The 26978-nt window shown below is 67.1% G+C and carries 27 protein-coding genes and 1 tRNA gene; 15 read left to right on the plus strand and 13 right to left on the minus strand.

Features of this window, described 5'->3' with window-relative positions; translation table 11 throughout:
• The first annotated feature begins 73 nt into the window (after positions 1-73).
• From AC2YHA_RS03100 to AC2YHA_RS03145, 10 genes are all read left to right on the plus strand, one after another.
• On the plus strand, positions 74-1444 hold the full coding sequence (locus tag AC2YHA_RS03100) for a DUF418 domain-containing protein (RefSeq protein ID WP_487400329.1): 1371 nt from the start codon (positions 74-76) through the stop codon (positions 1442-1444).
• Between the two features lie 42 nt (positions 1445-1486).
• The gene (locus AC2YHA_RS03105; protein ID WP_487400330.1) at positions 1487-3718 is read left to right on the plus strand and encodes a S9 family peptidase; all 2232 of its coding nucleotides are present in this window, start codon (positions 1487-1489) and stop codon (positions 3716-3718) included.
• A gap of 154 nt (positions 3719-3872) precedes the next feature.
• Complete coding sequence (locus tag AC2YHA_RS03110; protein ID WP_233782922.1) at positions 3873-4901, plus strand: aspartate-semialdehyde dehydrogenase; 1029 nt, start codon at positions 3873-3875, stop codon at positions 4899-4901.
• A complete protein-coding gene (locus AC2YHA_RS03115; protein WP_233782921.1) occupies positions 4898-5335 on the plus strand; it encodes a GFA family protein in 438 nt (145 codons plus the stop codon). The genes AC2YHA_RS03110 and AC2YHA_RS03115 overlap by 4 nt, the downstream gene beginning before the upstream one ends.
• Positions 5336-5339: 4 nt before the next feature.
• Positions 5340-6101, plus strand: coding sequence for a prepilin peptidase (locus AC2YHA_RS03120; RefSeq protein WP_487400331.1), 762 nt, complete (start codon positions 5340-5342; stop codon positions 6099-6101).
• A gap of 19 nt (positions 6102-6120) precedes the next feature.
• Complete coding sequence (locus tag AC2YHA_RS03125) at positions 6121-7539, plus strand: coniferyl aldehyde dehydrogenase (RefSeq protein WP_487400332.1); 1419 nt, start codon at positions 6121-6123, stop codon at positions 7537-7539.
• Positions 7540-7583: 44 nt separating this feature from the next.
• Positions 7584-8033 carry a MarR family winged helix-turn-helix transcriptional regulator gene (locus AC2YHA_RS03130; protein WP_233782918.1) on the plus strand — a complete coding sequence of 150 codons (450 nt, stop codon included), beginning with the start codon at positions 7584-7586 and terminating at the stop codon, positions 8031-8033.
• Between the two features lie 61 nt (positions 8034-8094).
• Positions 8095-9570 (plus strand): flavin-containing monooxygenase, encoded by a 1476-nt coding sequence (locus tag AC2YHA_RS03135; protein ID WP_487400333.1) that lies wholly within the window; start codon positions 8095-8097, stop codon positions 9568-9570.
• Between the two features lie 152 nt (positions 9571-9722).
• The gene (locus AC2YHA_RS03140; protein WP_233782916.1) at positions 9723-10025 is read left to right on the plus strand and encodes a hypothetical protein; all 303 of its coding nucleotides are present in this window, start codon (positions 9723-9725) and stop codon (positions 10023-10025) included.
• Positions 10026-10117: 92 nt separating this feature from the next.
• Positions 10118-10813 (plus strand): hypothetical protein, encoded by a 696-nt coding sequence (locus AC2YHA_RS03145; RefSeq protein WP_487400334.1) that lies wholly within the window; start codon positions 10118-10120, stop codon positions 10811-10813.
• A gap of 6 nt (positions 10814-10819) precedes the next feature.
• On the opposite strand, the gene AC2YHA_RS03150 is transcribed toward AC2YHA_RS03145, so the two are convergent.
• The 5 genes from AC2YHA_RS03150 to AC2YHA_RS03170 form a co-directional block, all read right to left on the minus strand.
• A complete protein-coding gene (locus AC2YHA_RS03150) occupies positions 10820-12046 on the minus strand; it encodes a flavin monoamine oxidase family protein (RefSeq protein ID WP_487400335.1) in 1227 nt (408 codons plus the stop codon).
• The gene (locus tag AC2YHA_RS03155) at positions 12043-12501 is read right to left on the minus strand and encodes a MaoC family dehydratase (RefSeq protein ID WP_487400336.1); all 459 of its coding nucleotides are present in this window, start codon (positions 12499-12501) and stop codon (positions 12043-12045) included. The genes AC2YHA_RS03150 and AC2YHA_RS03155 overlap by 4 nt, the downstream gene beginning before the upstream one ends.
• Entirely contained in the window at positions 12501-12968 is a 468-nt protein-coding gene (locus AC2YHA_RS03160; RefSeq protein ID WP_487400337.1) for an N-acetyltransferase family protein, read from the minus strand. The genes AC2YHA_RS03155 and AC2YHA_RS03160 overlap by 1 nt, the downstream gene beginning before the upstream one ends.
• 121 nt (positions 12969-13089) lie before the next feature.
• Positions 13090-14991, minus strand: a complete 1902-nt coding sequence (locus AC2YHA_RS03165; protein WP_487400338.1) for an acetyl/propionyl/methylcrotonyl-CoA carboxylase subunit alpha — start codon at positions 14989-14991, stop codon at positions 13090-13092.
• Positions 14992-15129: 138 nt separating this feature from the next.
• Entirely contained in the window at positions 15130-15603 is a 474-nt protein-coding gene (locus tag AC2YHA_RS03170) for a nuclear transport factor 2 family protein (RefSeq protein ID WP_487400339.1), read from the minus strand.
• 146 nt (positions 15604-15749) lie between these two features.
• On the opposite strand from AC2YHA_RS03170, the gene AC2YHA_RS03175 reads away from it, so the two are divergent.
• Entirely contained in the window at positions 15750-15914 is a 165-nt protein-coding gene (locus AC2YHA_RS03175) for an endonuclease domain-containing protein (RefSeq protein ID WP_487400340.1), read from the plus strand.
• 218 nt (positions 15915-16132) lie between these two features.
• Here AC2YHA_RS03175 and AC2YHA_RS03180 read toward each other — a convergent pair whose 3' ends face one another.
• Positions 16133-17734, minus strand: a complete 1602-nt coding sequence (locus tag AC2YHA_RS03180; protein ID WP_487400341.1) for a carboxyl transferase domain-containing protein — start codon at positions 17732-17734, stop codon at positions 16133-16135.
• A 105-nt stretch (positions 17735-17839) separates the two neighbouring features.
• Between AC2YHA_RS03180 and AC2YHA_RS03185 the strand changes: the two genes are divergently transcribed.
• Positions 17840-19912: a M13 family metallopeptidase gene (locus tag AC2YHA_RS03185; protein ID WP_487400342.1), complete on the plus strand. Its 2073-nt coding sequence runs from the start codon at positions 17840-17842 to the stop codon at positions 19910-19912.
• 54 nt (positions 19913-19966) lie between these two features.
• On the opposite strand, the gene AC2YHA_RS03190 is transcribed toward AC2YHA_RS03185, so the two are convergent.
• The 4 genes from AC2YHA_RS03190 to AC2YHA_RS03205 form a co-directional block, all read right to left on the minus strand.
• Positions 19967-20042: transfer RNA gene (locus AC2YHA_RS03190), tRNA-Thr, on the minus strand.
• Positions 20043-20058: 16 nt separating this feature from the next.
• Positions 20059-20943: a hypothetical protein gene (locus AC2YHA_RS03195; protein WP_487400343.1), complete on the minus strand. Its 885-nt coding sequence runs from the start codon at positions 20941-20943 to the stop codon at positions 20059-20061.
• The gene (locus AC2YHA_RS03200) at positions 20927-21136 is read right to left on the minus strand and encodes a hypothetical protein (protein WP_487400344.1); all 210 of its coding nucleotides are present in this window, start codon (positions 21134-21136) and stop codon (positions 20927-20929) included. The genes AC2YHA_RS03195 and AC2YHA_RS03200 overlap by 17 nt, the downstream gene beginning before the upstream one ends.
• A complete protein-coding gene (locus AC2YHA_RS03205) occupies positions 21129-22451 on the minus strand; it encodes a replication-associated recombination protein A (RefSeq protein ID WP_487400345.1) in 1323 nt (440 codons plus the stop codon). The genes AC2YHA_RS03200 and AC2YHA_RS03205 overlap by 8 nt, the downstream gene beginning before the upstream one ends.
• A gap of 157 nt (positions 22452-22608) precedes the next feature.
• Between AC2YHA_RS03205 and AC2YHA_RS03210 the strand changes: the two genes are divergently transcribed.
• Both AC2YHA_RS03210 and AC2YHA_RS03215 read left to right on the plus strand, forming a co-directional pair.
• Positions 22609-23244 carry a PadR family transcriptional regulator gene (locus AC2YHA_RS03210; protein WP_233782903.1) on the plus strand — a complete coding sequence of 212 codons (636 nt, stop codon included), beginning with the start codon at positions 22609-22611 and terminating at the stop codon, positions 23242-23244.
• A 71-nt stretch (positions 23245-23315) separates the two neighbouring features.
• Positions 23316-23642 carry a DUF2218 domain-containing protein gene (locus AC2YHA_RS03215; RefSeq protein WP_487400346.1) on the plus strand — a complete coding sequence of 109 codons (327 nt, stop codon included), beginning with the start codon at positions 23316-23318 and terminating at the stop codon, positions 23640-23642.
• Between the two features lie 13 nt (positions 23643-23655).
• Here the strand turns inward: AC2YHA_RS03215 and AC2YHA_RS03220 are convergent, their stop codons facing one another.
• Together AC2YHA_RS03220 and AC2YHA_RS03225 are read right to left on the minus strand one after the other, a co-directional pair.
• Entirely contained in the window at positions 23656-23997 is a 342-nt protein-coding gene (locus tag AC2YHA_RS03220; RefSeq protein ID WP_487400347.1) for a hypothetical protein, read from the minus strand.
• A 195-nt stretch (positions 23998-24192) separates the two neighbouring features.
• On the minus strand, positions 24193-24777 hold the full coding sequence (locus AC2YHA_RS03225; RefSeq protein ID WP_487400348.1) for a TetR/AcrR family transcriptional regulator: 585 nt from the start codon (positions 24775-24777) through the stop codon (positions 24193-24195).
• A gap of 163 nt (positions 24778-24940) precedes the next feature.
• Between AC2YHA_RS03225 and AC2YHA_RS03230 the strand changes: the two genes are divergently transcribed.
• On the plus strand, positions 24941-25459 hold the full coding sequence (locus AC2YHA_RS03230; protein ID WP_233782899.1) for a hypothetical protein: 519 nt from the start codon (positions 24941-24943) through the stop codon (positions 25457-25459).
• Between the two features lie 200 nt (positions 25460-25659).
• On the opposite strand, the gene AC2YHA_RS03235 is transcribed toward AC2YHA_RS03230, so the two are convergent.
• Positions 25660-26859, minus strand: coding sequence for an MFS transporter (locus AC2YHA_RS03235; protein WP_487400349.1), 1200 nt, complete (start codon positions 26857-26859; stop codon positions 25660-25662).
• Between the last annotated feature and the right edge of the window lie 119 nt (positions 26860-26978).

The raw sequence follows: 26978 nt of genomic DNA on the forward strand, positions 1-26978 counted from the left end.
TCCTCGTCCCCGATTTGGCGTTGCACCCTTGTCCGGGTGTGTTACTCTGATCCTACACCAAAGGGGGAAGCGCGTGACCGATACCACCGCCCAGCCGTTGGCGATGACCACCGCCGCCGAGCCCGATGGCGCACCGCGCCTCGCCAGTCTCGACATCCTGCGCGGCGTGGCGATTCTCGGCATCCTGTTCATGAACATCAACGACATGGGCGGCGCGCTGTTCATGGGGTGGGTGGACATCGGCCGCTACGGCATGAGCGGCGCCGACCGGATCGCCTTCTTCCTGCGCAATACCCTTGCCGACGGCACCGCGCGCTGCCTGCTCGAGATGCTGTTCGGCGTCGGCATGGTGATCCTGACCGAACGGGCGGAGAGGGCGGCGGAGAGCCGGTGGGCGGTGCTGCGCGGCTATTATTGGCGCAACGTCGTGCTGTTCCTGTTCGGCCTGGTCCATGTCTTCATCCTGCTGTGGCCGGGCGACATCCTCCACACCTACGGCCTCGCCGCGCTGATCGCCTTCCTGTTCCGCCGGCTCAGCGCCAGATGGCTGCTCGGCGTCGGCCTGGTCTTCGCGCTGCTGCAGCTCGGCGGCGGCGGTACCGGCTATATGATGACGCGCCTGCAGGATCAGCGCGCGGCGGCGATCGAAGTCAGGCAGAAGGCGGGCGAACCGATCAGCAAGGAGGATGCGAAGACCCTTGCCGATGTGGACAAGCGCAAGGCCGAGCGCGCCAAGCAGCACCGGGAGATGGAGGCCCGCATGGCCGCCGAGGACAAGGGGCGCTCCGCCGCGACGGGCAGCTTCATGAGCTGGGCGCAAGCGCAATGGAGTATCTTCCTCTATCTCGAGGGCATGTTCCTCGAACCGATATGGATCTGGGAGGCGGCGGCGACGATGCTGATTGGCGCGGCGCTGTTCAAATGGGGTGTGATCCAGGGTAACCGTTCGACGCGCTTCTACCTGCTCCTGACGTTTGCCTGCTACGCCTTTGGCCTGGCCATCCGCGCGATCGGCGCGTTCAACGATCTCGCCGATTACGAGGGCCCTTCGATCACCTGGGCGACGCAGGAGCTGGCGCGGCTCGCCACCACGCTCGGCCATATCGGCCTCATCCACTTGCTGCTGCGGACAGCGGCTGGCGCCGGCTTGTTGAAGCCGTTCGAGGCCGCCGGCCGAACCGCGCTCACCCTCTACATCGCCCAGACGATCATCTGCCTGTGGATCCTCTATCCGCCCTTCGCGCTCGGCCTTTATGGCAAGCACAGCTGGGCGGTCTGGATGCTGACCGCCGTCGCGGTGAACGCGCTGCTGCTATGGGCGGCGAATGTCTATCTGCGGTACTACAGGATCGCCCCGGTCGAATGGGCGTGGCGCTCGATTCTCGCCGGACGATCTCTGCCGATCCGCAGAAGTCCGCAGACGGCGGCCGCGCAACCGGCCTGAGCCGGGTTGGCGAGGGGCGGGCGGGTCGTTACACACCCGCCCATGCATCGCCTCCTCGCCGCGGCCGCTGCCGCCACCGTCGCCGCCATGACCCTTCCTGCCGACGCTCAGGATCTCACTCTCCAGCGCGTCTTCGCCAGCCCCGACCTTTCCGGCGAGAAGCCGCGCGCGCTCGCCATGTCGCCCGACGGCAAGCTGGTGACCTCGCTGCGCCCGCGCGCCGACGAGAAGGACCGCTACGACCTGTGGGCGATGGACACCGCCACCGGCGAATGGCGGATGCTGGTCGACAGCAAGAAGGTCGGCACCGGCGCCGAACTGAGCGAGGCCGAGAAGATGCAGCGCGAGCGCGCGCGCATCGGCAACCAGCGCGGCATCGTCGACTATCAATGGTCGACCGACGGCCATTCGATCCTGGTCCCGCTCGACGGCGATCTCTACCTCGCCACCCTCGACGGCAACGTCCACCGCCTGACCAATACGCCCGACGGCGAGCTCAACCCGGCGGTCAGCCCGGGCGGCAAGTTCGTGAGCTTCGTGCGCGACCAGAATCTCCACATTCTCGATTTCGCCACCGGCAAGGACAAGAAGATCACCCCGGACGGGGCCGGCACCGTCCATTGGGGTGAGGCCGAGTTCGTCGCGCAGGAGGAGATGGACCGCTCGACCGGCTATTGGTGGTCGCCCGACGAGCAACATATCGCCGTCGAGCGCTTCGACGAGGCGCCGGTCGGCATCGTCACCCGCACCGCGATCGGCGCGGACGGCGCCAAGGTGTTCGACCAGCGCTATCCCGCCGCCGGCACCCCCAACGTGCTGGTCGAGCTCTACGTCATGCGCCCGGACGGCTCGGGCAAGGTCCGTGTCGACCTCGGCAAGGACAAGGACATCTATCTCACCCGCGTGAAGTGGATGCCCGACGGCTCCGCGCTGCTCGTCCAGCGCATGAACCGCACCCAGACCCAGCTCGACGTGCTCAAGGTCGATCCCGCCACCGGCGCCTCGACGCTGCTGTTCAGCGAGAAGGCTGAGCCCAAGAGCTGGATCAATCTCGCCACCTCGCCCGAGAAGGAGGGCGACTTCGGGCTCGAGCCGATGAAGGACGGCAGCTTCATCTGGTGGTCGGAGCGTGACGGTCACGGCCATCTCTATCGCCTCGACGTCAAGGGGCGCTGGAAGCAACTGACCAAAGGCGACTGGGAGGTCGCGAGCGTCGTCGCGGTCGACGAAGCCAACGAGAAGCTCTACTTCCTCGGCAACAAGGACGACGTGCTGGAGCGCCACCTCTATAGCCTCGACCTCGGCAAGACGGGCGCGATCACGCGGCTGACCGGCGTCGGCTGGTGGAACAGCGCGGTCGCGGACAAGAGCGCGACGCATTTCATCGTCACGCGCTCCAATCCGGAGCAGCCGACCGAAGTTTATCTCGCCGATACGACCGGCCAGCGCACCGCCTGGATCAGCGAGAACGCGCTGGCTGCGGGGCATCCCTATTACCCCTATCTCGCCAGCCATCAGCAGACCCGCTTCGGCGATCTCAAGACCGCCGACGGCGCGACGCTGCACTGGCAGATGATCACGCCGCCGCTCGAGCCCGGCAAGAAATACCCCGTATTCTTCGAACATTATGGCGGTCCGCACAGCCAGACCGTCAGCCGCAGCTGGGGCGGGCCGCTCCACCAGCTGCTCGTGGACAAGGGTTATATCGTCTTCCAGATCGACAATCGCGGCTCGGCCAATCGTGGCAAGGCGTTCGAGGACGCGATCTGGCACGCGATGGGATCAGTTGAGGTCCAGGATCAGCTTGCGGGTGCGAACTATCTGAAGACGCTGGATTTCGTCGATCCGAAGCGGATCGCGATCTACGGGTGGTCCTATGGCGGCTACATGACGCTCAAGATGCTGGAGGCGAATCCCGGCGTCTATGCGGCCGGCATCGCCGGCGCGCCGGTGACCAAGTGGGAACTCTACGACACCCATTATACCGAGCGCTATATGGGCAATCCGCGGACGGACCCGAAGGCCTATGCCGCATCCAACGCGATCGACAACGCGCCGAAGATCACCGATCCGCTGATGCTGATCCACGGCATGTCCGACGACAACGTCGTGCTGGATCACACGACGGCCTTCGCTGCGAAGATGCAGGCGACCAACACGCCGTTCGAGATGATGCTCTATCCGGGCAAGACCCACTCGGCGGGGAAGGACATCCATGTCTGGACGACCATCCTCAACTTTCTCGATAGGACGGTGGGGGCCGGGCCCAAGTAGAGCTTGGGTTGCCGAGAGCGCGCGGGAAGCGTAACCGCGCGGCGACACTAAACCGTCATCCCGTCGAAAGCCGGGATCTCATGCGGCAGCGAACGGCCTGAGGCACGAGATCCCGGCTTCCGCCGGGATGACGATTACGGATGGAACGACGGATATGGGTTACCGTGTGGTTGTCGCCGGCGCGACCGGCAATGTCGGGCGTGAGGTGCTCGCGATCCTCGCCGAGCGCGAGTTCCCGATCGACGACATCGCGGTGCTCGCCTCGTCGCGCAGCCAGGGCGACGAGATCGACTTCGGCGAGACCGGGCGCAAGCTGCGCGTCCAGAACATCGAGTCCTTCGATCCCAAGGGCTGGGACATGGCGATCTTCGCGATCGGCTCGGACGGCTCGAAGGCGCACGCGCCGCGCTTCGCCGCCGCCGGCTGCACGGTGATCGACAATGCCTCGCTCTACCGCATGGACCCCGACGTGCCGCTGATCGTGCCCGAGGTGAACCCGGAGGCGATCGACGGCTATGTGAAGCGCAACATCATCGCCAACCCGAACTGCTCGACCGCGCAGATGGTGGTGGCGCTGAAGCCGCTCCACGACGCCGCGAAGATCAAGCGCGTGGTGGTCGCGACCTATCAGTCGGTCTCGGGCGCCGGCAAGGCGGGCATGGACGAGCTGTTCGAGCAGAGCCGCAACATCTTCGTCGGCGACAGCGCCGAGCCCAAGAAGTTCACCAAGCAGATCGCGTTCAACGTGATCCCGCACATCGACAGCTTCCTCGACGACGGCTCGACCAAGGAAGAGTGGAAGATGGTGGTCGAGACCAAGAAGATCCTCGATCCCAAGATCAAGGTCACCGCTACCTGCGTCCGCGTGCCGGTGTTCGTCGGCCATTCGGAGGCGATCAACATCGAGTTCGAGGACGAGATCTCCGCCGCCGAGGCCCAGGCGATCCTGCGCGAGGCGCCGGGCATCATGCTCGTCGACAAGCGCGAGGACGGCGGATACGTGACTCCGGTCGAGTGCGTCGGCGAATATGCGACCTACGTCAGCCGCGTCCGCGAGGACCCGACGGTCGAGAACGGCCTCGCGCTGTGGTGCGTCTCCGACAATCTCCGCAAGGGCGCCGCGCTCAACGCCGTTCAGATCGCCGAGCTGCTCGGGCGGCGGCATCTCAAGAAGGCGGCGTGACCGTCACCGGCGGCTGCCGCTGCGGGGCGAGCCGCTACACGCTCGCGCTCGAAATGCTGCCGCCGGTCTATTGCTGCCATTGCCGCGACTGCCAGACCTGGTCGGGCAGCGCCTTCACCATGCAGGGTGTGGTGGGCGAGGACGAGGTGGCAGGCGAAGGGCCCATCGTCACCTACGCCTTCACCAACCCGAGCGGATCGATCTCCACTCAATATATCTGCGGCACGTGCCATACGCGGCTGTGGAACGTGAACAGCGCCCGGCCGCAGCTCCGGATCATCCGCGCCGGCACGCTCGACGACAGCGATCGGCTGGAGCCGCGCGCGCATATCTGGGTGAAGCGCAAGCAGCCGTGGGTTGCACTTCCCGACGGGGTTCCCGCCTTTGCGGAGGCTCCGCCGCCGGCCGAGTTCTTCGCCTTGCTGACCCGCTGAGCCGATGCCGGTCGAGCCGCTCTGGCCGCTGCTGCTCGGCCTCCTCGGTTCGGTGTTCGGCAGCTTCATCGCCACCGTCGCAATCCGCTGGCCCGAAGGGCGGTCGGCGCTCCGCGGCCGCTCGCAATGCGACGGCTGCGGACGGACGCTCAACGGCTTCGAGCTGGTGCCGCTGGTTGGGTATCTCGCGCTTCGGGGCCGTTGCCGGACCTGCAGTGCGCCGATCGCGCCGAGCCATCCCGTTACCGAGGCGGTCGGGGCGCTGATCGGCCTTGCTGCCGGCTTCGCCGCGCCGGGCTGGGAAGGAGTGGCGGGGGCGTTGTTCGGGTGGCTACTGCTCGCGTTGGCTGCGATCGATTTGCGAGCTTTCTGGTTGCCGAACGAGCTGACGGGTGCGCTGGCGCTGTCGGGCACGATCCTCGGCCTGCCGCCGCTCGCCGACCGGCTGATCGGCGGTGTCGCCGGCTTCGCGGCGCTGTGGCTGGTTGCGACCGGCTATCAGCGGCTGCGGGGCCGGGAGGGCCTCGGCGGCGGCGATGCCAAGCTGTTCGGGGCGATTGGCCTGTGGCTCGGCTGGCGTGCGTTGCCGGCGGTGCTGCTGATTGGCTGCCTGCTGGGGCTTGCCGTGGCGCTGGCTCGGCGGATGCACGCGACCGACCGCCTCCCGCTGGGGACGTTACTCGCAGCTGGCGCCTTCGTCGTGTGGCTGTGGCTTGCAAGCAGCCTTGCCCAAAGGCCCGAAGCCTATTTACACTGGGGTCAGTAAATATCCGGGAAGAGGGCCGATGACCGATCTTACGGCAATTCTCGCGGCCCAGCGCGCCGCCTTCACTGCCGAACTGCCGGTCGCCATCGCCACGCGCAAGGACCGCCTCAAGCGCGCGATTGCGATGATCGCTGACAACGCCGACGTTTTTTGCGACGCCCTCAGCGAAGATTTCGGCCATCGCAGCCGCGAACAGTCGATGATCACCGACATCGCCGCCTCGGTCGCCCCACTCCGCCATGCCCTGAAGCACGTCGATCGTTGGTCGCGGCCGGAGCGGCGGCCGGTGCTGTTTCCTCTCGGCCTGCTCGGCGCGCGGGCGCGGGTCGAGTTCCAGCCCAAGGGCGTGGTCGGCGTGATCAGCCCATGGAACTTCCCGGTCAATCTGGTGATGGCGCCGCTCGCCGGCATCCTCGCCGCCGGTAACCGGGCAATGGTCAAGACCAGCGAATATACCCCCCGCGTCGCCGCGCTGTTCGAGGAACTGACGCTCCGCAATTTCGCACCCGAGGAGCTGGCGTTCGTCTCCGACGGCCCCGATGTCGGCAAGGCGTTCGCCGAGCTGCCGTTCGATCATCTCATCTTCACCGGCGCGACCGGCATCGGCCGCCATATCCTCCACGCCGCCGCCGACAACCTGACGCCGGTGACGCTCGAGCTCGGCGGCAAGTCCCCGGTGATCCTCGGCCGCTCCGCCGACGTTCGCAAGACCGCGGAGCGGGTGGCGATGGGCAAGATGCTCAACGCGGGACAAATCTGCCTCGCCCCCGATTATATGCTGGTGCCGAATGAAAAGGAGGGGGAAGTGGTCGACGCGCTCGTGGCCTCCGCCTCGGCGATGTACCCGACGCTGCTCGCCAATCCCGACTATACCTCGGTCATCAACGATCGTCATCACGAGCGCCTCCACGACTGGCTGGAGGATGCCCGCGCCAAGGGCGCCGAGCTGGTCACGGTCAATCCGGCGAATGAGGACTTCGCCGTCAGTAACAGCCGCAAGATGCCGCTGACCATCGTCCGCAATGCGACCGACGACATGACGGTGATGCAGGAGGAGATCTTCGGCCCGATCCTTCCCGTCCGCCGCTATGAGACGATCGACGATGCCATCGCCGAGGTGAACCGCCGCGACCGACCGCTCGGCCTCTACTATTTCGGCTCCGACGCCGCCGAACGCCGTCGCGTGCTCGACCGCACCATCTCGGGCGGAGTGACCATCGACGACGTCATCTTCCACGTCTCGATGGAGGAGCTTCCCTTCGGCGGCATTGGTCCATCCGGTATGGGAGCCTATCACGGTCGCGACGGCTTCAGGACCTTCAGCCACGCCCGTGCGGTGTTCCAGCAGTCGAGACTCGACGTCGCCAGGCTTGCCGGCCTCAAGCCGCCGTATGGAGCGGCCACCCGCAAGGCGATCGCCCGCCAGATGAAAGGCTAAGGCGTACTTGCCCATAGCCGCCCGCTCCCGCACAGTCAGGCGATATGACACGAAAGCTCCGCCTCCACTCGTTCCTCCCTTACCGGCTGTCGATCGCATCGAACCGCGTGTCGGATGCGATCGCGGAGACGTATCGCTCGCTGTTCGGCCTGCGCATCCCTGAATGGCGGCTGGTGGCGGTGATCGCAGAGAGCGAAGGGCTCACCCAGCAGGCGCTCGGGCGGGCGACGCGGATGGACAAGGTGACGGTAAGCCGCGCTGCCGCTGCGCTCGCCGAGCGCGGCCTTGTCGCGCGCACGCCCAATCCGGACGATCAACGGTCCCATCTGCTCGCACTCACCGCCGCCGGGCGCGAGCTTTACGCCGAAGTCGCTCCGAAAGCGTTGGAGATGGAGGCGCGGATCTTCGGTACCTTTTCGGTCGAGGAGATCGCAGCCCTGAACGCGATGCTCGACCGGCTCGAAAGCGCGGTCGACGAACTCGAAGGCGGATGAAGATGATCCGTCTTTCCTTGCAACCGATTTTGGAATAATCGGTACGCAGGAGAGAGACAGAATGGCCGAACATTTCGACGTGGTCGTCGTCGGCGCGGGAATCTCCGGCATCGGTGCCGGATATTTCCTGCAGTCGCGCTGCCCGGACCGCAGCTATGTGATCCTCGAAGGGCGCGAACGGCTGGGCGGCACCTGGGACCTGTTCCGCTATCCGGGCATCCGCTCGGACTCGGACATGTTCACGCTCGGTTATTCCTTCCGACCCTGGACCGAGTCCAAGGCGATCGCCGACGGGCCGTCGATTCTCAGGTATTTGACCGAGGCGGCGCGCGACTACGGTGTCGACAAGCACATCCGCTACCAGCACCGCGTGCTCAGCGCCGCCTGGTCGACGCCCGACGCCGCCTGGACGGTGACGATCGAACGCGGGCCGGAGAAGGAGCGGGTGGAGATCACCTGCAACTTCCTCTTCATGTGCTCGGGCTATTATAACTACCAGCGCGGCCATGCGCCCGAGTTCGCGGGATCAGTGGACTTCAAGGGACGGATCGTCCACCCGCAGTTCTGGCCCGAGGACCTCGACTATGCCGGCAAGCGCGTGGTCGTGATCGGCAGCGGCGCGACCGCGGTGACATTGGTGCCGGAGATGGCCAAGACCGCTGGCCACGTCACCATGCTGCAACGTTCGCCGACCTATGTCGTGTCGCGGCCGAGCGAGGACGGTATCGCCAACTGGTTACGCAAGCGGTTGCCCGCGAAGATTGCCTATGGGCTCACGCGGTGGAAGAATGTGCTGCTCGGCCAGTTCTTCTACACGCGGGCGCGCAAGTATCCGGAGAAGGCGAAGGAACGCATCCTCGGCTGGGCGCGCGAGCACCTGGGGGAGGAGATCGTCGCGAAACATTTCACGCCGCGCTACAATCCCTGGGATCAGCGGCTGTGCCTGGTGCCCGACGCCGACCTGTTCGATTCGATCAAGGCCGGCACCTCCTCGGTAGTGACGGCGGAAATCGAGCGCTTCACAGCGGGCGGCATCCGGCTCAAATCCGGGGAGGAACTGCCTGCGGACATCATCATCACCGCGACCGGGCTCGAGCTCCAGCTGATGAGCGGGCTCCAGTTCAGCGTCGACGGGGTCGCGGTCGATCCGGCCAAGTCGTTCCAGTACAAGGGGATGATGTTCTCCGACATCCCGAATCTGGCGTCGTCGTTCGGCTATACCAATGCGTCGTGGACGCTGAAGGCGGACCTGACCTGCGCCTATGTCTGCCGCCTGCTCAACACGATGCGGGCGCGAGGGCTGAGGCAGGCGACGCCGCGCGTGCGCGATCCGGAAGTGGCGGCGCTGCCGTTTCTCGACTTTACGTCCGGCTATGTGCAGCGGGCGCTCGATCGTTTTCCGAAGCAGGGCACCAAGGCGCCGTGGCGGCTCAAGCAGAGCTATGCGCATGACCTGATGATGTTGCGGTTCGGGTCGGTCGACGATCAGATGGAGTTCTCTAATCCCGTGCCGAAGGGCGAGCGCAAGGCGGCGTAAGGCGATCGGCATGAGGAAACCGGGCCCGCAGGATGAGAACGCCGGCCTTATCCACTCGACTGAGCAGATGCACAGCCGGACAGAATCGGATTGTTGGAACCAGGGCACTCGGCTTGGGGTTGTGACAGTTCGTTAACCATTGGAAAAATGTGATGTCGGCGTACGTGACAAAACTTGCCCCTGCAGCTGTGATCCTGATTGGTGCGCTGGGCCTTGGCGGTTGTGCCACCAAGGGCTTCGTGAGGGAGCAGATCGCCACCGTGAGCCAACGCGTCGATGCGCTCGAGGCAAAAGTGCAGGAGACCGACGGCACGGCGAAGTCGGCGCTGTCAGAGGCGCAGGCGGCATCCGGGCAGGCACAGAACAACGGCCAGCGCCTGGATCAGCTCAATGCCCGGGTGGACGGCATCGAGCAGCGGATGCAGGAGAATCAGCGTAAGCGACCCCGCAATTGATGCTGCAAGCGAGCAAATGCTGACCAGATTGTGATCCCCCGCCTCGGCTTCCTCTCGGGGCGACGATCGTTTGATTGCGAGCGCCTCGAGCGATGATCCATGTCCTTGCGGCGCTTGCCGGACTGGCGCTGACCGTTCCCGTGCCCGCACGGGCCGAGAGCGCTCGGCCGCTTGAGTCGGTATCGTCGCAGCCGGAGAGTGCGGAAGCCGAGGACGGGATGATCCGATCGGCGGCGGCGATGCGCGTCGCCGATTGGATCGCTGCGTCGGGGGATAATGGTTCCCTGCCGTACATCATCATCGACAAGAAGGCCGCTTCTCTCTTCCTCTTCAATGCAAAGGGGAAACCGCTCGGCAAGGCTCCGGTGTTGATCGGCGTGGCCGTCGGGGATGACGCAACCCCCGGAGTCGGTAGTAAAAATCTTGCCGAAATCGGTCCTGCGGAGAAGACGACGCCTGCGGGGCGCTTCCTTGCGAAATATGGATTGGCGGCCGGAAAGCAGAGGGTGCTCTGGGTCGATTATGCCACGTCGGTGGCGCTCCACCCGATCCCGAAGGGTGCCAGCAGGAAGGAACGGCGTCGCCAGCGGATGCTGTCGCCGACCCCGGACGACAACCGCATAACGTTCGGGTGTATCAACGTGCCCATGGCGCTATATAACAAGGGCGTACGTCCACTTTTTCAGAAGAAGGGCGGATATGTCTATGTGTTGCCCGATACCAAGCCGCTTGAAGACGTCTTTCCGCGCTTGAGGGTTCAAGCATTCACGAACGGCGGAGCGCACTAAGACGGACTAGTCAAGCACTGCCAGCGCCGCCTCCGCCGCGGCGATGCCGGTCGCGAGCGCGCCATGGGCGGTGGAGAAGTCGGTGGGGGAGCAGGCCTCGCCGGCGAAGAAGAGGCGGTTGTCGACCGGGCGGGCGAGCACCGCGCGGGCACCGGCATGGCCGGGGCAGGCGTGGCTGTAGGAGCCGCCGAACCCGTCCGCCTGGCCCCAGGCCGAGCCGGTGACCAGGCGGAGGCGCCTGGCGAAACCGCTGCCGAACAGCGCGGACAGCTCGGCCGCGGCGAAGGCGGCGGCGCCGTCGAGGCCGGTCGCCTCGATCTCCTTCGCTCCCTCGCCGCCGAAGAAGCATTCGATCACCGGGCGGCCGAAGGGACGGAGATAATAGCTGCCCGTTGCCGGATCGCGGGGATTGCCGAGCAGGTGGCTATCCGGGGCGATCTCCTCGGCGCCGTCCAGGTGGAGGAAGATCTTGTTGGCGAGCCCGAGCGGGAGCCTGGCGGCCGCCTCGACATGGTCGTCTAGCGCGGGCGAGAAGGAGAGGGCGCCGTTGGCGATCACGTTGGTGGGGACCGTGACGATTGCGGTCCGCGCCTCGATGGCGCCGCGCGATGTCTCGAGGCGGAGGAGCCTGCCCGCATGGTCGATGTGGGTGACCGGCGTCGCCATCGCGACAGGCAGGCGCGGCAGGCTGGCTGCGACCAACGTGCCGTAGCCGGCGGGAAGGCGCCAGTTCTGGTCGCTCGCCGCGCCGTCATAGGCGAGGTAATCCGCGATCGAGAGCGTGCGGAGCCCGGCGCCGTTGATGTAGCCCGACAGCGATTCGATGAAGTCGTTCCACTCGCCGCCCGGCGGCAGTGCGTCGAAGGCGCGGTCGCTGGCCGGCGGATCGTCGCGCAGGCGCTGCTCGAACGCCGCATAGGCCGCGCCGGCGGCGTCGCGCTCGGCCTGGGTGAAGCCGAGGTCGCGATACTGCTTGCCCCAGGCGGTGGGGCCGCGGGTGACGGCGAAGCCCGCTTCCTCGGCGATCCGCACCCAGGGATTGCGCTCGGCCGAATGGAGCCAGCCGCAGCCGAGATCGAGCGGCATCCCCTCCACCGGCAACGTCCAGGCACGGCCGCCGATGCGGCTGCCGGCTTCGACGAGCAGCGCCGAACGGCCGCTTGCCGCAACGCGCCGGGCCGCGCCGATCCCGGCCGCGCCGGCGCCGACGATGGCGACGTCGACCGCGCTCACACGATCTGGACGCGCGATTTGAGCAGCGCGCTGCGCAGGCATTCGCACACAATCTCGTCGCGGTGGTTGAGCATGCGGTGCTTCCAGGTGACGATGCCCTGGCCGGGGCGCGACTTCGACGGGCGGGTCTCGACCACCTCGCTCTCCGCGCGGAGCGTGTCGCCGATGAACACGGGCTTCGGCATCACCAGCTTGTCGTAGCCGAGGTTGGCGACCAGCGTGCCGGCGGTGGTGTCGCCGACGGTGATGCCGACCATCAGCGCGAAGGTGAAGGTGCCGTTGACGAGGATCTGCCCGAACTCGCTCGCCCGCGCCGCCTCGGCGTCGAGATGGAGCGGCTGGGTATTGTGCGTCATCGTCGAGAACAGCAGGTTGTCGGTCTCGGTGACGGTGCGGCGGAGCTCATGGACGATGGTGTCGCCGACCCGCCATTCGTCGAAGAAGCGGCCGGCCATCAGCGGTCCTCCGTCAGGTGCAGCTTGAAGCCGGCGTGGGTCTTCTTCCAGCCGAGCTTCTCGTAGAAGCGGTGTGCATCGGCGCGGTTGGTCTTGGAGGTGAGCTGGACCATGCGGCAGCCGCGCTGGCGGCAGCGCTCGACCGCCCAGCGGATCATCTCGCCGCCGAGTCCCTGGCCACGCAGGGCGACGGTGATGCGGACCGCCTCGATCTGGCCGCGCCAGGCGCCCTTGAAGGAGAGGCCGGGGAGGAAGCTCAGCTGGAGCGTGCCGACGATGCGGCCGGCCTGCTCGGCGGCAATGAGCTCCTGGTTGGGATCGGCTTCGATCGCGGCGAAGGCGGCGGTGTAGCCCGGGTCGAGCGGGAGCGAGGCGTCCTCGCGCTCCGCGCCGTTCACGTCGTCGGCGAGGAGCGCGACGATGGCCGGGAGGTCGGCGGCGGTGGCGGGGCGGAGGTGGAGGTTCATTGCGTTCCCCCCAAATCCGTTCGCCCTGAGCTTGTCGAAGGGCCGTCCTTCTTCAACCCGCAAGAGAGAAGAAAAGAGCGATGCTTCGACAAGCTCAGCACGAACGGGAGGGGGGAGTAGCTCATTCGGCTTTCTCCACCCGCACCAGCATCCGGCCCTCGCTCACCTGCGCGCCGGGTTCGACGTCGAGCTCCGCGACGATGCCGTCGAACGGAGCGGTGAGGCCGTGCTCCATCTTCATCGCTTCGAGGGTGACGAGCTTCTGGCCTGTGGCGACGCGCTCGCCAGCCGCGACCTCGACGGCTGTGATGCGGCCAGGCATCGGCGCGAGGATAGCGCCATCGCCGATTGCACCCGCTGCTCCGCCCGTCGTTGGACGCTGATCGAAGGTGTAGGTCACACCGCGATCGGTAACGAGGATTTCGCCCTCCGACGTCATTGTCGAAGCTATCCCGAACGACTTGTCGAAGCCCATTGTCGAGCCGACTCCCTTGCCGCCCCGTCCATGGAGGTCGATCGTATCCTTGGCAGCGGCGTTCAGCCGAAAGCCGAACAGCCCTGCCCGCCGATGTTGCTCGTTCAGGTCGAGACCCGCCCAATCGAGCCAGTCGCGGCGGTAGCGTCGCGCAGCGGCATCGAGCACGGCCTGGGACAGCTCCGCCGCCGGCAACAACGCTTCACCGGCCCGCTCGATCAAACCGGTATCGACTTGGCCCAGTGCGAATTCCGAGCAGTCGAGGCACTCGAAAAGGAAGCCGGCGTTGGTGCGGAGCGGTGCGACATAGCTCTGATCCAGTGCGTGCATCAGCTTGGTACGCGCAACGTCGCGCGTGTCGGCGTGGGCGACTAGCTTGGCGATCATTGGATCATAGAAGGGGCTGACGGCGTCAGCCTCCTCAACTCCGGTTTCAACGCGAATGCGATGATCCAATGCGAGATGGTCGATGCGACCAGGGCTCGGCAGGAACCCCTTCGCCGGATCCTCCGCATACAGCCGCGCCTCGATCGCCCAGCCGTCGATCGCCAGCTCCTCCTGCCGCTTCGGCAGCGGCTCGCCCGAGGCGACCCGCAGCTGCCACTCGACCAGGTCGACACCGGTGATCTCCTCGGTCACCGGATGCTCGACCTGGAGCCGCGTGTTCATCTCCATGAACCAGATGCGGTCGGCGCGCAGGCCCTCGCTCGCGTCGGCGATGAACTCGATGGTGCCAGCGCCGACGTAATCCACCGCCTTGGCCGCGCGGACGGCGGCGGCGCAGATCGCCTCGCGCGTCGCCTGGTCCATGCCGGGGGCGGGGGCCTCCTCGATCACCTTCTGGTGGCGGCGCTGCAGCGAGCAGTCGCGCTCGAACAGGTGGACGACGTTGCCATGGGCGTCGCCGAACACCTGCACCTCGATGTGGCGGGGCGAGAGGATGTATTTCTCGATCAGCACGCGGTCGTCGCCGAACGAGGAGGCTGCCTCGCGCCGGCAGGAGGCGAGGGCGTCGGCGAAGTCCTGCGGTGCATCGACGCGGCGCATCCCCTTGCCGCCGCCGCCGGCGACCGCCTTGATCAGCACGGGATAGCCGATCGCTTCGGCTTCGCTGGCCAGGCGCTCGGGCGACTGGTCCTCGCCGAGATAGCCCGGCGTCACCGGCACGCCGGCGGCGATCATGCGTTCCTTGGCGGCGTCCTTGAGGCCCATCGCGCGGATGCTGTCGGGCCTGGGGCCGACCCAGATCAGGCCGGCATCGATCACGGCCTGGGCGAAATCGGCGTTCTCGCTGAGAAAGCCGTAGCCGGGGTGGATCGCCTCGGCGCCCGTCTCCTTCGCCGCGGCGATGATGCGGTCGCCGACGAGATAGCTCTCGCGCGCCGGCGATGGGCCGATGTGCACCGCCTCGTCGGCCCGGCGGACGTGGAGTGCGTTCGAGTCGGCGTCCGAATAGACCGCGACCGTGCGGATTTTCATCGCCCGCGCGGTGCGAATGATGCGGCAGGCGATTTCCCCGCGGTTGGCAATCAGTAGTGATTTCAACATCTTGCCTGTTCCGTATCTTCGCAAATTTCACGAACTTCGTGCGCAGGAGCTATGAAAATAAAGGCTTCCAATCATCCTCCTGCCGGTCAGCCTAGGCACATTCGGATGATGTAGGACAGGGGGCATCGGAGCCCGCGGTCACGGCGCCTCACAGCCGGTGGTGCGCTGCGACCAGGTGACGTTCAGCACCTTCCACTGGCCGCTCTCGCGGACGAGGTCGAAGTGGTTGACGCCGCAGTGGTGGACCTTGCCGTCGACGAGGAACTGGTACGGCGCCCACACCATTGCGATGTCGCCATCGATGTCGATCGCGGGGGTGCCGCTGCGCTCCTCGTAGCGTTCCGGGCCCGGCTTGATGCCGCCGGCGAAGTCGGCCCAGCTGAGGTGCTTGAGGTTGCGGGTGCCGTCGGGCTTCTCGACGGCGACGGTGGCGCTGCCCTCGGGCCGGGTCTGGGCGAGGATCTTCGCGCCGTCGCGCGCGGCGAGACCGGCGAACATCGCCTCGATCGGGGCGAGCACCGCCGACTCCTCCGCGCCGGGCGGGGGGAGGGGGTTGGCCGGCGGGAGCTTGGTCGGGGTGGTCTGGGCGAGGAGGAGGGCGGCGAGGATCATGGGGATACCTTTCAAATCCTCCCCGAGCTTGTCTCGGGGAGGGGGACCATGCGAAGCATGGTGGAGGGGCCTGGGCGATGCTCAAAGATGTTGCGCCGAAAGCGAAGCGAGGTGGGGTGAAACGCGCCCGCGCCTTGCGGCGGAAGATGTCGTTGCCGGAAGTGTTGCTTTGGACCGCGCTGCGTTCGCGACCGTGCGGGCTCAAGTTCCGCAAGCAGCATCCGAGCGGACCTTATACTCTCGACTTCTATTGCAGCGACGCCCGGCTGGTGATCGAGGTCGACGGGGAAGCCCATTCGCGCGGCGATTAGCCGGTTCTGGATGCGCACCGTGACGCATGGTTGGCGGGGCACGGTATCATGACGTTGCGGATTCCGGCCGGCGATATCCTCAATGATATGGATGCAGCCTTGCGCGGCGTCATTGCCACAGCGCGATCGCGCCTGCCCCTCCACCATCCGGCTGCGCCGGATGGTCCCCCTCCCCGAGACGAGCTCGGGGAGGATTGAATAGGCGCCGTCTTCCCCCATCACATCCGGAACACGCCGAACCTCGGCGTCTCGGGGATGGGTGCGTTGAGCGTCGCGGCGAACGCCAGGCCCAGGACGTTGCGGGTCTGGGCGGGGTCGATGATGCCGTCGTCCCACAGGCGCGCGGTCGCGTGCCAGGGGTTGCCCTCGTCCTCGTAGCGTTGGCGGATCGGCGCCTTGAAGGCTTCGGCCTGCTCCTCGGTCCAGGTCTCGGCGTCGCGGTGGACGGTCGCCAGCACGCTTGCCGCCTGCTCGCCGCCCATCACGCTGATGCGGCTGTTGGGCCAGGTGAACAGGAAGCGTGGGCTATAGGCGCGGCCGCACATGCCGTAGTTGCCCGCGCCGAAGCTGCCGCCGATCAGGACGGTGATCTTCGGCACGCTCGCGGTGGCGACTGCTGTCACCAGCTTCGCGCCATGTTTAGCAATGCCTTCCGCCTCGTACTTCCCACCGACCATGAAGCCCGAGATGTTCTGGAGGAACAGCAAGGGCACGCGGCGCTGGCAGGCGAGCTCGATGAAGTGGGCGCCCTTGACCGCGCTTTCGCTGAACAGGACCCCGTTGTTGGCGAGGATCGCGACGGGGATGCCCCAGATGTGCGCGAAGCCGCATACCAGCGAGCTGCCATAGAGCGGCTTGAACTCGTGGAACTCGGATCCGTCGACCAGGCGGGCGATCACCTCGTGGACATCATAGGGCGCGCGCACGTCGGTGGGGATGATACCGTAGAGATCCTCGGCCGCGAACTTCGGCGGGCGGGGCTCGCGCAGGTTGATGCCCGGCTGATGCTGCGGCTGCAGCGTCGAGACGATGTCGCGGACGATCGTCAGCGCATGCTCGTCGTTCTCGGCGACATGGTCGACCACGCCGGACTTGCGGCCGTGGGTGTCGGCGCCGCCCAGTTCCTCCGCCGAGATCACCTCGCCGGTGGCGGCCTTCACCAGCGGCGGGCCGGCGAGGAAGATCGTGCCCTGGCCGCGCACGATCACCGTCTCGTCGGACATGGCGGGGACATAGGCGCCGCCGGCGGTGCAGCTGCCCATCACGCAGGCGATCTGGGGGATACCCTTCGCGCTCATGTTGGCCTGGTTGAAGAAGATGCGGCCGAAATGCTCGCGGTCGGGGAACACCTCGGCCTGGTGGGGCAGGTTGGCGCCGCCCGAATCGACCAGATAGACGCAGGGCAGGCGGTTCTGCTCGGCGATCTCCTGGGCGCGCAGGTGCTTCTTCACCGTCATCGGATAGTAGGTGCCGCCCTTCACCGTCGCGTCGTTGCAGACGATCATCACCTGCCGGCCGGAGACGCGGCCGATGCCGGCGATCATGCCGGCGCCGGGCACCTCTCCCTCGTACATGTCGCAGGCGGCGAGCTGGCCGATCTCGAGGAAGGGCGAGCCGGGATCGAGCAGCCGCTCGACGCGATCGCGGGGGAGGAGCTTGCCGCGCGCGGTGTGGCGTTCGCGGGCCTTGTCGCTGCCGCCGAGCGCGGCCTGGGCGACGTCGGCGCGCAGGCGCTCGGCTAGCGCGCGATTGTGCGCGGCATTGGTGCGGAACTGCTCGCTGTCGGGGGAGAGGCGGGTGTCGAGGACGGGTGCGCTCATGGGCGGAGGTGCTAGCCGGGCCGGGGCGTTAAGGGAAGGCGGCTGGCGATGTGGCCCGCGCGGGTGTAGCCAAGCGCCATCCTGAATTGCGGAGGGGTTCCTCGGATGAAGCGTCTTGCCCTTGTCACCGCGCTGCTGCTCGCCAGCACCGCGTGCAACTCGTCCACCACCACCAACGATGCCAGCGTTGCCGCTGCCGGGACGCTTGCCGGCGTCGACCAGTCGGCGATCGACAAGAATGTGAAGCCCGGCGACGACTTCGACGCCTATGCCAACGGCGCATGGCGGGCGAAGGCGGAGATCCCGGCCGACCGATCGTCGACCGGCGCCTTCCTCGACGTGATCAAAGTGGCCGAGCAGCGCAACGCCGACCTCATCAAGAGCATCGGCGACGCCAATCCGGCGGCCGGCACCAACGAGCGCAAGATCGCGGACTATTACGCCGCCTTCATGGACACGGCGGGGATCGAGAAGCGCGGCATCGCGCCGCTCAAGCCCGAGCTCGATGCGATCGCGGCGGTCGGCGACGTGAAGGCGCTGTCGTCGCTACTCGGCTCGCGGATGCGTGCGGACACCGATCCCCTCAACGCGACCAACTTCTCGACCGAGAACCTGTTCGGCCTGTTCGTGACGCAGGACCTCAACAACCCGACCCGCACCGTGCCCTATCTGATGCAGGGCGGGCTGGGGCTGCCGGACCGCGACTATTACCTGTCGCCGAAGCCCGAGATGGTCGAAATCCGCAACGCCTATAAGGGATATCTCGCCAGGATGCTGGGCCTGGCCGGCGTGCCCGACGCGGCGGCGAAGGCGGATCGCATCTTCGCGCTGGAGATGAAGATCGCGGCGGCGCACGCCGACATCCCGACCAGCCAGGATGCGCACAAGAGCAACAATCCGTGGAAGCGGGCCGACTTCGCCGGCAAGGCGCCGGGGATCGACTGGGATGCCTATTGGACGGCGGCGGGGCTGCCGGGCCAGCAGGACTTCATCGCCTGGCAGCCGGCGGCGATCGCCAAGCTGTCGGCGCTGGTCAGGAGCGAGCCGCTCGACAGCTGGAAGGCCTGGCTGACCTTCCATTCGATCAACACCGCCGCGGCGACGCTGCCCAAGGCGTTCGACGACGCGCGTTTCGACTTCTACGGCAAGACGCTCTACGGCACGCCGCAGCAGCGCCCGCGCGACAAGCGCGCGATCACCGCGGTCAACAACGACCTCGGCGACGCGGTCGGCCAGCTCTACGTCGCCAAATATTTCCCCGCCTCGTCGCGGACCGAGATCGAGGGGATGGTGAAGAACATCGTCGCCGCTTTCGACAAGCGGGTGGCGGCGCTCGACTGGATGGCGGACAGCACCAAGGCCGAGGCGCGGCGCAAGCTCCAGGTGCTGAAGGTCGGGATCGGCTATCCGGACACGTGGCGCGACTATTCGGCGCTGGAGATCCGCGCCGACGATCCGCTCGGCAACGCCCGCCGCGCCGAGCTCGCGGAGTATCGTCACCAGATCGCCAAGATCGGCAAGCCGGTCGACCGCGGCGAATGGTGGATGACGCCGCAGACGGTGAATGCGGTCAACCTGCCGCTGCAGAACGCGCTCAACTTCCCGGCCGCGATCCTGGAGCCGCCGTTCTTCGATCCCAGGTTCGACGCCGCCGCCAACTACGGCTCGATCGGTGCGACGATCGGGCACGAGATCAGCCACAGCTTCGACAATCTCGGCGCCGATTTCGATTCGAGCGGCAAGCTGCACAATTGGTGGACGCCGGCCGACCTCGCCCGGTTCGAGAAGGCGGGTGCGGCGCTGGCGGCGCAGTACGACGCCTATGAGGCGCTGCCGGGGCTGCACCTCAACGGCAAGCAGGAGCTGGGCGAGAACATCGCCGATGTCGCCGGCCTGACCGCGGCGTACGAGGCGTATCGCGCGTCGCTGGGCGGCAAGGAGGCGCCGGTGATCGACGGCCTGACCGGCGACCAGCGCTTCTTCCTCGCCTTCGCGCAGAGCTGGAAGACCAAGGTGCGCGAGAAGGCGCTGCGCGCCGCGATCGCTACCGACGTCCATGCACCGGCGCAATGGCGCGTGCAGACGGTGCGGAACCTGGATGCCTGGTATCCGGCGTTCAACGTCCAGGCTGGGGAGAAGCTGTACCTGGCGCCGGACAAGCGTGTGAAGGTGTGGTGACGCTTGCCGATCCTCCCCGGGCGTGCTCGGGGAGGATTGTTGTGACGGAGGGGGTGGTGCCGGTTGCAGGGATCGAACCCGCGACCTTCGGTTTACAAAACCGCTGCTCTACCAGCTGAGCTAAACCGGCGTCCGGCTCCCTTGCGTCATGTGATGCCGAAGGTCCAGCCCTCGGTGTGGGCGAGGGCGGGTACGAGGGCGGCCGGGCGCCAGAGTTCCTTGCGGCGGGCACAGGCGCGCAGCCAGGCGGCGGTGAGGAGGGCGTCGCTGCTGTGGTCGTCGATCGGGCCTGTACCCGGCACCGGAGCGCTGGCGATCGCCGGAGAGACGAGGGCCTGGTTGAGGGCTTCCACCGTCTTCATCTTTGTGCGGCCGCGCGGGCGGCCGGCATCGCGGGCGGCGATGCTGGTGTAGATCTCGACGATGAGCGAGCCGGCGGCGGGGGCCGGATCGAAGGGCCAGATCGGCAGCGCATCCTTCAGCCGGTGGAGCAGGCGCATGCCGGTGAGGCTGGATTTGCCGACCTGGGCGGCGCCGACGAGGTTGAGGTTGCTGTAAGGATTGAGGCCCTGCTCGTGCTGGGCGACCTCGGTGACGCGCAGGCGGCCGCGGCCCGGCTCGAACAGGTCGCCGGCGCGGCCGCCGTGGCGGCGGAAGTGGCGCGACGCCTCCGCATGATCGACGAAGCTGGAGGCGGCGAGGTGCGGGTCCGTGTCGCACAGACGGTCGACCAGCGCCCAGAGCGCGCGGGCGTCCGACGGGCTCTCGCTCCAGCCGGGGAAGAAGTCGCCGCGGTCGACGAAGGGTAGCGACATACCGATGTCGAGGCCGACCAGCGTGGCGGGCGGGAGGCCGCGCCTCAGCCAGTCGAGCACGTCGGCGCGCGACCAGATATGGCCGGGCCGGACCAATGCGGGCGGGCCGCCATCGCGCGTGCATAGCGCAACCGCGATGCCGGGCTGGCGCGGGCCGATGGCGCCCGACCAGTCGATCGCGGCGAAATGGGTGAAATGATCAGGGACGTGGGCCAAAGGCGGTGCGTTGGGGCTTTTTCGCGCGGTCCCACCACGCGCGGCGGATGATGTTGGCGACGCGCTCGGGATCGGCCGAGCCGTAGCGGACGAGCAGGGGGCAGGGGGTGCCGTAGAAGGGCGCCAGTTCCACGTCGGGCAAGGCCAGGGCGAAGGCGGTGACGTCGTCCCAGCTGTCGAAGCGCTCAGCCATCGCGTTTCTCGCGCCTCAGCTGCTCCCAATAGTCGAGCCGTTCGCGCAGGCGCTTCTCGAAGCCGCGGTCGGTGGGGGCGTAGAAGGTCTGCGGGCCCATTTCCTCGGGCCAATAGTCGGCGCCGGAAAAGCCCTCGTCGGTGTCGTGGTCGTAGGCGTAGCCCTTGCCGTAGCCGATGTCCTTCATCAGGCGCGTCGGCGCGTTGAGGATCGAGGCGGGCGGCATCAGCGAGCCGGTCTCCTTCGCCGAGCGCCACGCGGCCTTCTGCGCGACATAGGCGGCGTTCGACTTGGGTGCGGTGGTGCAATAGAGGCACGCCTGCGCGATCGCGAGCTCGCCCTCGGGTGAGCCGAGGAAGTCGTAGGCGTCCTTGGCGGCGAGGCATTGCACCAACGCATTGGGATCGGCGAGGCCGATGTCCTCGCTGGCGAAGCGGGTGATGCGGCGCAGGACGTAGAGCGGTTCCTCGCCGGCGGTCAGCATCCGGGCGAGATAGTAGAGCGCAGCCTGCGGGTCCGAGCCGCGCATCGACTTATGGAGCGCGGAGATCAGATTGTAATGGCCCTCGCGGTCCTTGTCGTAGACGGCGACGCGGCGCTGCAGGAAGCTGGAGAGACCTGCCGGGTCGAGCGGCTCTGCGATGTCGACCGAATAGAGCGTCTCGGCCTGGTTCAGGAGGAAGCGGCCGTCACCGTCCGCGCTTGCCACCAGCGCGTCGCGGGCGGCAGGAGTGAGCGGGAGCGGGCGCTCCATGATCGTCTCGGCGCGATCGAGCAGCTTCTCCAGCGCTGCGCGGTCGAGGCGGTGGAGGATCAGCACCTGGGCGCGGCTCAGCAGCGCGGCGTTGAGCTCGAACGAGGGGTTCTCGGTAGTGGCGCCGACCAGGGTGACGGTGCCGTCCTCGACATAGGGCAGGAAGCCGTCCTGCTGGGCGCGGTTGAAGCGGTGGATCTCGTCCACGAACAGCAGCGTGCGCTGGCCGGCGCGGGCGGCCTGGCGGGCCTCGGCGAAGGCTTTCTTGAGATCGGCCACCCCTGAGAACACTGCCGAGATGGCGACGAAGCGCAGCCCCACCGCGTTGGCGAGCAGGCGGGCGATGGTGGTCTTGCCGGTGCCGGGCGGGCCCCAGAGGATCATCGACGACAGGCGCCCGGCAGCGACCATGCGGCCGATCGCGCCCTCCGGGCCGGTCAGATGCTCCTGGCCCACCACGTCCTCGAGCCGCGCCGGGCGCAGCCGGTCGGCGAGCGGCGCGTCCGGCGAGGGCACGTCGGCGGCGGGGGGCGGATCGAAGGCGGCGAAGAGGTCGGCCATGGCCTGCCAAAGATAGGGGCGACGGGGGCGATGGGCCAGCGGCTGCTTTCGGGATGCCGCGCCCGAAAGTCACGAAAGTCGTACGTGCAATGGGGGTTGACTCATAAGACTCAAGATATATCTTAGACGCATCATGAATCATCAAAGGAACATTTCAATGCATTTCGGACATCGTGGAGAAGGTCGCGGCTGCGGGCCGCGCGGATGGCATGGCGGCGGCCGCTGGGGCGGCCGGCGCGGGGGCGGCCCTTGGGGCCATGGCCCGTTCTTCGCCTTCGGCTGGGACATGGCGGGCGAGGGTGGCCGCGGCGGACGCGGCGGTCGCCGGCGCATGTTCGACGGCAACGAGCTGCGGCTCGTGCTGCTCCGCCTGATTGCCGACCAGCCGCGCCACGGCTACGACCTCATCAAGGAGATCGAGGAGCGCAGCGGCGGCGCCTATGCGCCGAGCCCGGGCGTGGTCTATCCGACGCTCACCATGCTCGCCGACATGGGCCTCACCGAGGAGCAGCAGTCGGAAGGCGCGCGCAAGCTGTTCGCGGCGACCGAGGCCGGCCACGCCGAGCTCGAGGCCAAGGCCGAGGAAGTGGCGGCGCTGCTGGCGCGGCTCACCGAGCTCGGCGAGGAGCGCGAGCGCACCAGCGGCGGCGTGATCCGCCGCGCGATGGGCAATTTGCGCTCGGCGCTCGGCGAGCGGCTGTCGCAGAGCGACGTCGACGACGAGACGCTGCACGCGATCGCCGACATCCTCGACGAGGCTACCCGTCGCATCGAGCGGCTGGAGCGCAAGTGAACTGCCTTCAACTTCTGTGCCGGTGGCTGGACTATACGCCACCGGCGCAGCTTTTCAGGGAGGAACCGCGAATGACGATCAGCGCGATCGCCAAGGTGCCGACGGCGCAGGCGAGCAAATATCTCCAGCAGCTGTGCAAGCACTGGCAGCATAACCTCACTGTCGTGTTCAACGCCGAGCATGGGACGATCGTCTTCCCGCGCGACGCGCGCGGCGCCGACTGGCCGGGTGATGCGCTCGTGACGCTCGCCGCCAAGGCCGAGACGCTCGACGTGCGGATCGACGCCAGCATCGAAGGGCAGCTCGACGCGTTGAAGGACGCGGTGGCGCGGCATGTCGACCGCTTCGCGTTTCGCGAGGCGCCGCTGGCGTTCGCGTGGGTTGAGAGCCTGGCTTAAGAAGCTAGCAGAATTAGCGGCCTACATTGTTTGCGATCGTCGCCTGGCTTTCGGATTGGGCCTTGGCCATGCTTTTGGCCAGGGCTATCGCCCTCTGCCGTTCGCTGATCTTTTGCTGAAGTTTGACCATCTCCAGCTCGGAGCTCGGCTGCGTGGCGGTTGCTGCGCGGGAGGTGGGTTGGGTTGCCCGGAGCTGTGGAGCCGCCACCGACGTCTTGGCGTGTGTCCCGGGGCGCGGCCGGCCGGTATCTCCCGGCGCCGCGTTTTGAGCTGGTGCGGAGGACGCCAGGGTAACCGCGAGAATGCAGCCACCAATCAAGCGGCCCGGCGTCAGTCCGTGATGTCCGATCGACATAAGAGCACTCCCCGTCAGTTATCGACACATCGACCAACGGCATGCATTCGCTGCATAGAAACACAGGCCGGCGAGGATTGCCAGCATGCAGTTTTCCTATCGCTGCAGCATTCCGACCCTTCGACTGCCTGCCAAGGCAGGCGCTCAGGACAGGCTTCGCGGGAATGGCAGCGATCCAATCTCACCGGAAAGACCCTAGGTCCCAGCTGCTTGCAGACGCACGAAGGCTGAGGCGGCGTCGCGAGCCCGACGCCCGGCTTCCTCCGCCGACGGCGGTTCGACGAGGCGAAGGAGCAGACCGATCATGAGGTCGCCCCAGAGCAACGCCAGGAACCGGATCGCCATGTCAGCGGGGTCTCCTCCGCGCAAAAGGCCGTGTCCCTGCGCCTTTTCGAGCAGGGCCACCAACTCTCTCCGCGCCGCCGCTCGGCCGATCGCATCCAGCGCGCGCCCGATCTCCGGCGTCCGTTCGGCTTCGGCAATCGCCAGCCGGAAGACGCCGAGGACGATCGGGTCGCTGATCTCGCGCAGGAGCCGTTTCCCAAAGGTCGCCAACGCATCGAAGAGACTATCGTGATCGCGAGGCTCGGGAATGTCGGCCGGCGCGCGCAAGCGCCCCGCTCGTTCCGTGATGCAGGCGACCAGCATGTCGTGCTTGTTGCCGACCAAGGCATAGAGCTCGCGTTTGGAGACTTTCGCGCGGGTCGCGATCTCCAACATGCTCGTCTGCGAATAGCCGCGCGCGCTGAAGGTTTCGAACGCGGCATCGATGATGCGCATTCGGGCGGCGCCAGCCTCCCTATCCATCGGCGATGGCGGAGCTCCGGTTGTCATCCTCACATTTTGTCCCTTGACTATGGTACCCATCGGTACCATGCATAGCACGCGATATGCCCGAATCCATCATCGAGCCCGTGCGGGATAGTCCCGACAGGAGGTGCATATGGCGCCGTCGACCATTTTCGGAATCCAGATGATCCTTGGCTATGTGCCTTGGCTCCTCCTCGGCACCTATGTGCTGCCCAGGCTGAAGTCGATGGACCCTGTCGAGGCGCAGCGGGCGATTGCCACGCTGCACAGCTTCCGCTTCTTCGGCCTGGCCTTCATCCTTCCAGGCGTGGTCGGCCGGGAATTGCCCACGGGCTTCGCGGTGCCCGCCGCCTATGGCGATTTCGTCGCCGGGGTCCTCGCCATGCTGGCGCTGCTGACCGTCCGGGTGCGTCCGCTGTTCTGGCTGCTCGTCGTGGCCTTCAATGCGGTGGGAACGGCCGATCTTCTCATCAATTATTATCACGGCGCCCAGGTTCGCTTGCCGGAACTGGCAGGGGAATTGGCGGCGACCTACTGGATTCCGATCCTCTACGTGCCCGCGCTGATGATCACGCATGTCCTCGCATTCTATCTGCTGGTGCGGTCTCGGCCCAGGGCGGCGCAAACGCTCGCTGCCGGCGCGGCGTCTTGACGATCGCCGTCCTAGGACCGATCGACATTCAGATACCGGCGGCGCGGCGGCGTTGTCCCAAAATCCTCCCCTGCAAGGGGAGGGGGACCATTCGCCGTCAGGCGAATGGTGGAGGTGTGTGACAGGGGGGACACCCCTCCGTCAGCCGCTGCGCGGCCGCCACCTCCCCTTGTAGGGGAGGATTTGAATGTCGATCGGCCCTAGCCCCGGTGGTCCGTGCCGAGCGCCCGGGTCAGCACCGGCTGGCCCAGCGCGACGATCGACAGGGCCGTCACGGCGGCGCCCACCGATACCAGGAAGCCGCTGCGCGCGCCGAATTCGTCGACCACCCAGCCGGAGACGAACGCCCCCAGCGCCATGCCGATGCCGATGCCGGTCGTCACCCAGGTCACGCCTTCGGTCAGCACCGCGGACGGGACGCTGCGCTCGACCAGGCCGAAAGCGGTGATGAAGGTCGGCGAGACCGCGACGCCGCTCACGAAGATGGTCAGCGCCAGCAACGGGACGGAATCGGCCAGTAGCAGGGGAAGCGTCGTGACCAGCAGCACGGCGAGCGCGGCCAGCAGCTGGCGCTGCAGCGGCGCCTTGAGGTTGAGCGCGCCGACGATCACGCCGACGACGAACGATCCGGCAGCATAGACGCCGATCACCAGGCTGGCGGCGCCGGGCTGGCCGAGATCGCGGGTGAGGGCGACGGTGCTCACCTCCGCGGTCGCGAAGATAGCGCCGACGAACACCAGCGTCAGCGTGACGAGCTGGACTGGCCGCAGTAGGATCGCGGACCTGCCCGGCCCCGATCCGGTTTGCCGGACCGGCGGTTCGGTGCCGCGCTGCAGAACGAAGGCGGTGGTGCCCAGCGCGAGGAACAGGGTCGAGGCTAATACGCCCGCCTCCGGGAACAGCGCCACACTCAGCCCGACCGACAGCGAGGCGCCGGCGATGTAGACCAGCTCGTCGGCCGCGGATTCGAAGGCGAAGGCGGTGTTGAGCTCAGGCCGGTCGCGGAACAACTCGGTCCAGCGGGCGCGGACCATCGCCGGGATGCTGGGCATCGCCGCCGCCGCCAGCGCCGCAGCGAACAGCGTCCAGGCCGGCCATTGCCGGTGGGTCGCGATCATCAGTACGGCAAAGGCCAGCACCGCGATCGTCGTGGCCGGGACCAGCAGCCGGAACTGTCCGAGCCGGTCGACCAGCCGCGAGATCTGCGGCGCGGCGACGGCGTTGGTGAGGGTGAATGTCGCCGCTACCGCGCCAGCCAGCCAATATTCGCCGCGGCTCTGCGAGAGCATGGTGACGATGCCGATCGGCGCCATCGCGATCGGCAGCCGGGCGACGAAGGCTGCGGTAGCGAAGCCCTTCGCACCCCGCGCCCGGAAGATCGCTGCATAGGGATTGGTCATGCTCGTGCCCTCTCGGCTTGGCCCCCTCGACTTGGCGACGTCGGTCGGATGGCTTACATACGCGTCGTATGTCAAATACGTGGTGACATACGACACGTATGTCAACTGCCTGGGCGGAG

This window comes from Sphingomonas sp. SRI_018, assembly GCF_057586275.1.

What these genes read in the sequence shown, in the direction of transcription:
- AC2YHA_RS03220 (WP_487400347.1), bottom strand. Translation starts at nt 23,997, where the DNA reads ATGTCGATCGGACATCACGGACTGACGCCGGGCCGCTTGATTGGTGGC.
- AC2YHA_RS03110 (WP_233782922.1), top strand. Translation starts at nt 3,873, where the DNA reads ATGGGTTACCGTGTGGTTGTCGCCGGCGCGACCGGCAATGTCGGGCGT.
- AC2YHA_RS03230 (WP_233782899.1), top strand. Translation starts at nt 24,941, where the DNA reads ATGGCGCCGTCGACCATTTTCGGAATCCAGATGATCCTTGGCTATGTG.
- AC2YHA_RS03210 (WP_233782903.1), top strand. Translation starts at nt 22,609, where the DNA reads ATGCATTTCGGACATCGTGGAGAAGGTCGCGGCTGCGGGCCGCGCGGA.
- AC2YHA_RS03105 (WP_487400330.1), top strand. Translation starts at nt 1,487, where the DNA reads ATGCATCGCCTCCTCGCCGCGGCCGCTGCCGCCACCGTCGCCGCCATG.
- AC2YHA_RS03185 (WP_487400342.1), top strand. Translation starts at nt 17,840, where the DNA reads ATGAAGCGTCTTGCCCTTGTCACCGCGCTGCTGCTCGCCAGCACCGCG.
- AC2YHA_RS03130 (WP_233782918.1), top strand. Translation starts at nt 7,584, where the DNA reads ATGACACGAAAGCTCCGCCTCCACTCGTTCCTCCCTTACCGGCTGTCG.
- AC2YHA_RS03120 (WP_487400331.1), top strand. Translation starts at nt 5,340, where the DNA reads ATGCCGGTCGAGCCGCTCTGGCCGCTGCTGCTCGGCCTCCTCGGTTCG.
- AC2YHA_RS03165 (WP_487400338.1), bottom strand. Translation starts at nt 14,991, where the DNA reads ATGTTGAAATCACTACTGATTGCCAACCGCGGGGAAATCGCCTGCCGC.
- AC2YHA_RS03200 (WP_487400344.1), bottom strand. Translation starts at nt 21,136, where the DNA reads ATGGCTGAGCGCTTCGACAGCTGGGACGACGTCACCGCCTTCGCCCTG.
- AC2YHA_RS03140 (WP_233782916.1), top strand. Translation starts at nt 9,723, where the DNA reads ATGTCGGCGTACGTGACAAAACTTGCCCCTGCAGCTGTGATCCTGATT.
- AC2YHA_RS03205 (WP_487400345.1), bottom strand. Translation starts at nt 22,451, where the DNA reads ATGGCCGACCTCTTCGCCGCCTTCGATCCGCCCCCCGCCGCCGACGTG.
- AC2YHA_RS03160 (WP_487400337.1), bottom strand. Translation starts at nt 12,968, where the DNA reads ATGAACCTCCACCTCCGCCCCGCCACCGCCGCCGACCTCCCGGCCATC.
- AC2YHA_RS03175 (WP_487400340.1), top strand. Translation starts at nt 15,750, where the DNA reads ATGTCGTTGCCGGAAGTGTTGCTTTGGACCGCGCTGCGTTCGCGACCG.
- AC2YHA_RS03145 (WP_487400334.1), top strand. Translation starts at nt 10,118, where the DNA reads ATGATCCATGTCCTTGCGGCGCTTGCCGGACTGGCGCTGACCGTTCCC.
- AC2YHA_RS03225 (WP_487400348.1), bottom strand. Translation starts at nt 24,777, where the DNA reads ATGCGCATCATCGATGCCGCGTTCGAAACCTTCAGCGCGCGCGGCTAT.
- AC2YHA_RS03125 (WP_487400332.1), top strand. Translation starts at nt 6,121, where the DNA reads ATGACCGATCTTACGGCAATTCTCGCGGCCCAGCGCGCCGCCTTCACT.
- AC2YHA_RS03235 (WP_487400349.1), bottom strand. Translation starts at nt 26,859, where the DNA reads ATGACCAATCCCTATGCAGCGATCTTCCGGGCGCGGGGTGCGAAGGGC.
- AC2YHA_RS03135 (WP_487400333.1), top strand. Translation starts at nt 8,095, where the DNA reads ATGGCCGAACATTTCGACGTGGTCGTCGTCGGCGCGGGAATCTCCGGC.
- AC2YHA_RS03155 (WP_487400336.1), bottom strand. Translation starts at nt 12,501, where the DNA reads ATGGCCGGCCGCTTCTTCGACGAATGGCGGGTCGGCGACACCATCGTC.
- AC2YHA_RS03170 (WP_487400339.1), bottom strand. Translation starts at nt 15,603, where the DNA reads ATGATCCTCGCCGCCCTCCTCCTCGCCCAGACCACCCCGACCAAGCTC.
- AC2YHA_RS03180 (WP_487400341.1), bottom strand. Translation starts at nt 17,734, where the DNA reads ATGAGCGCACCCGTCCTCGACACCCGCCTCTCCCCCGACAGCGAGCAG.
- AC2YHA_RS03215 (WP_487400346.1), top strand. Translation starts at nt 23,316, where the DNA reads ATGACGATCAGCGCGATCGCCAAGGTGCCGACGGCGCAGGCGAGCAAA.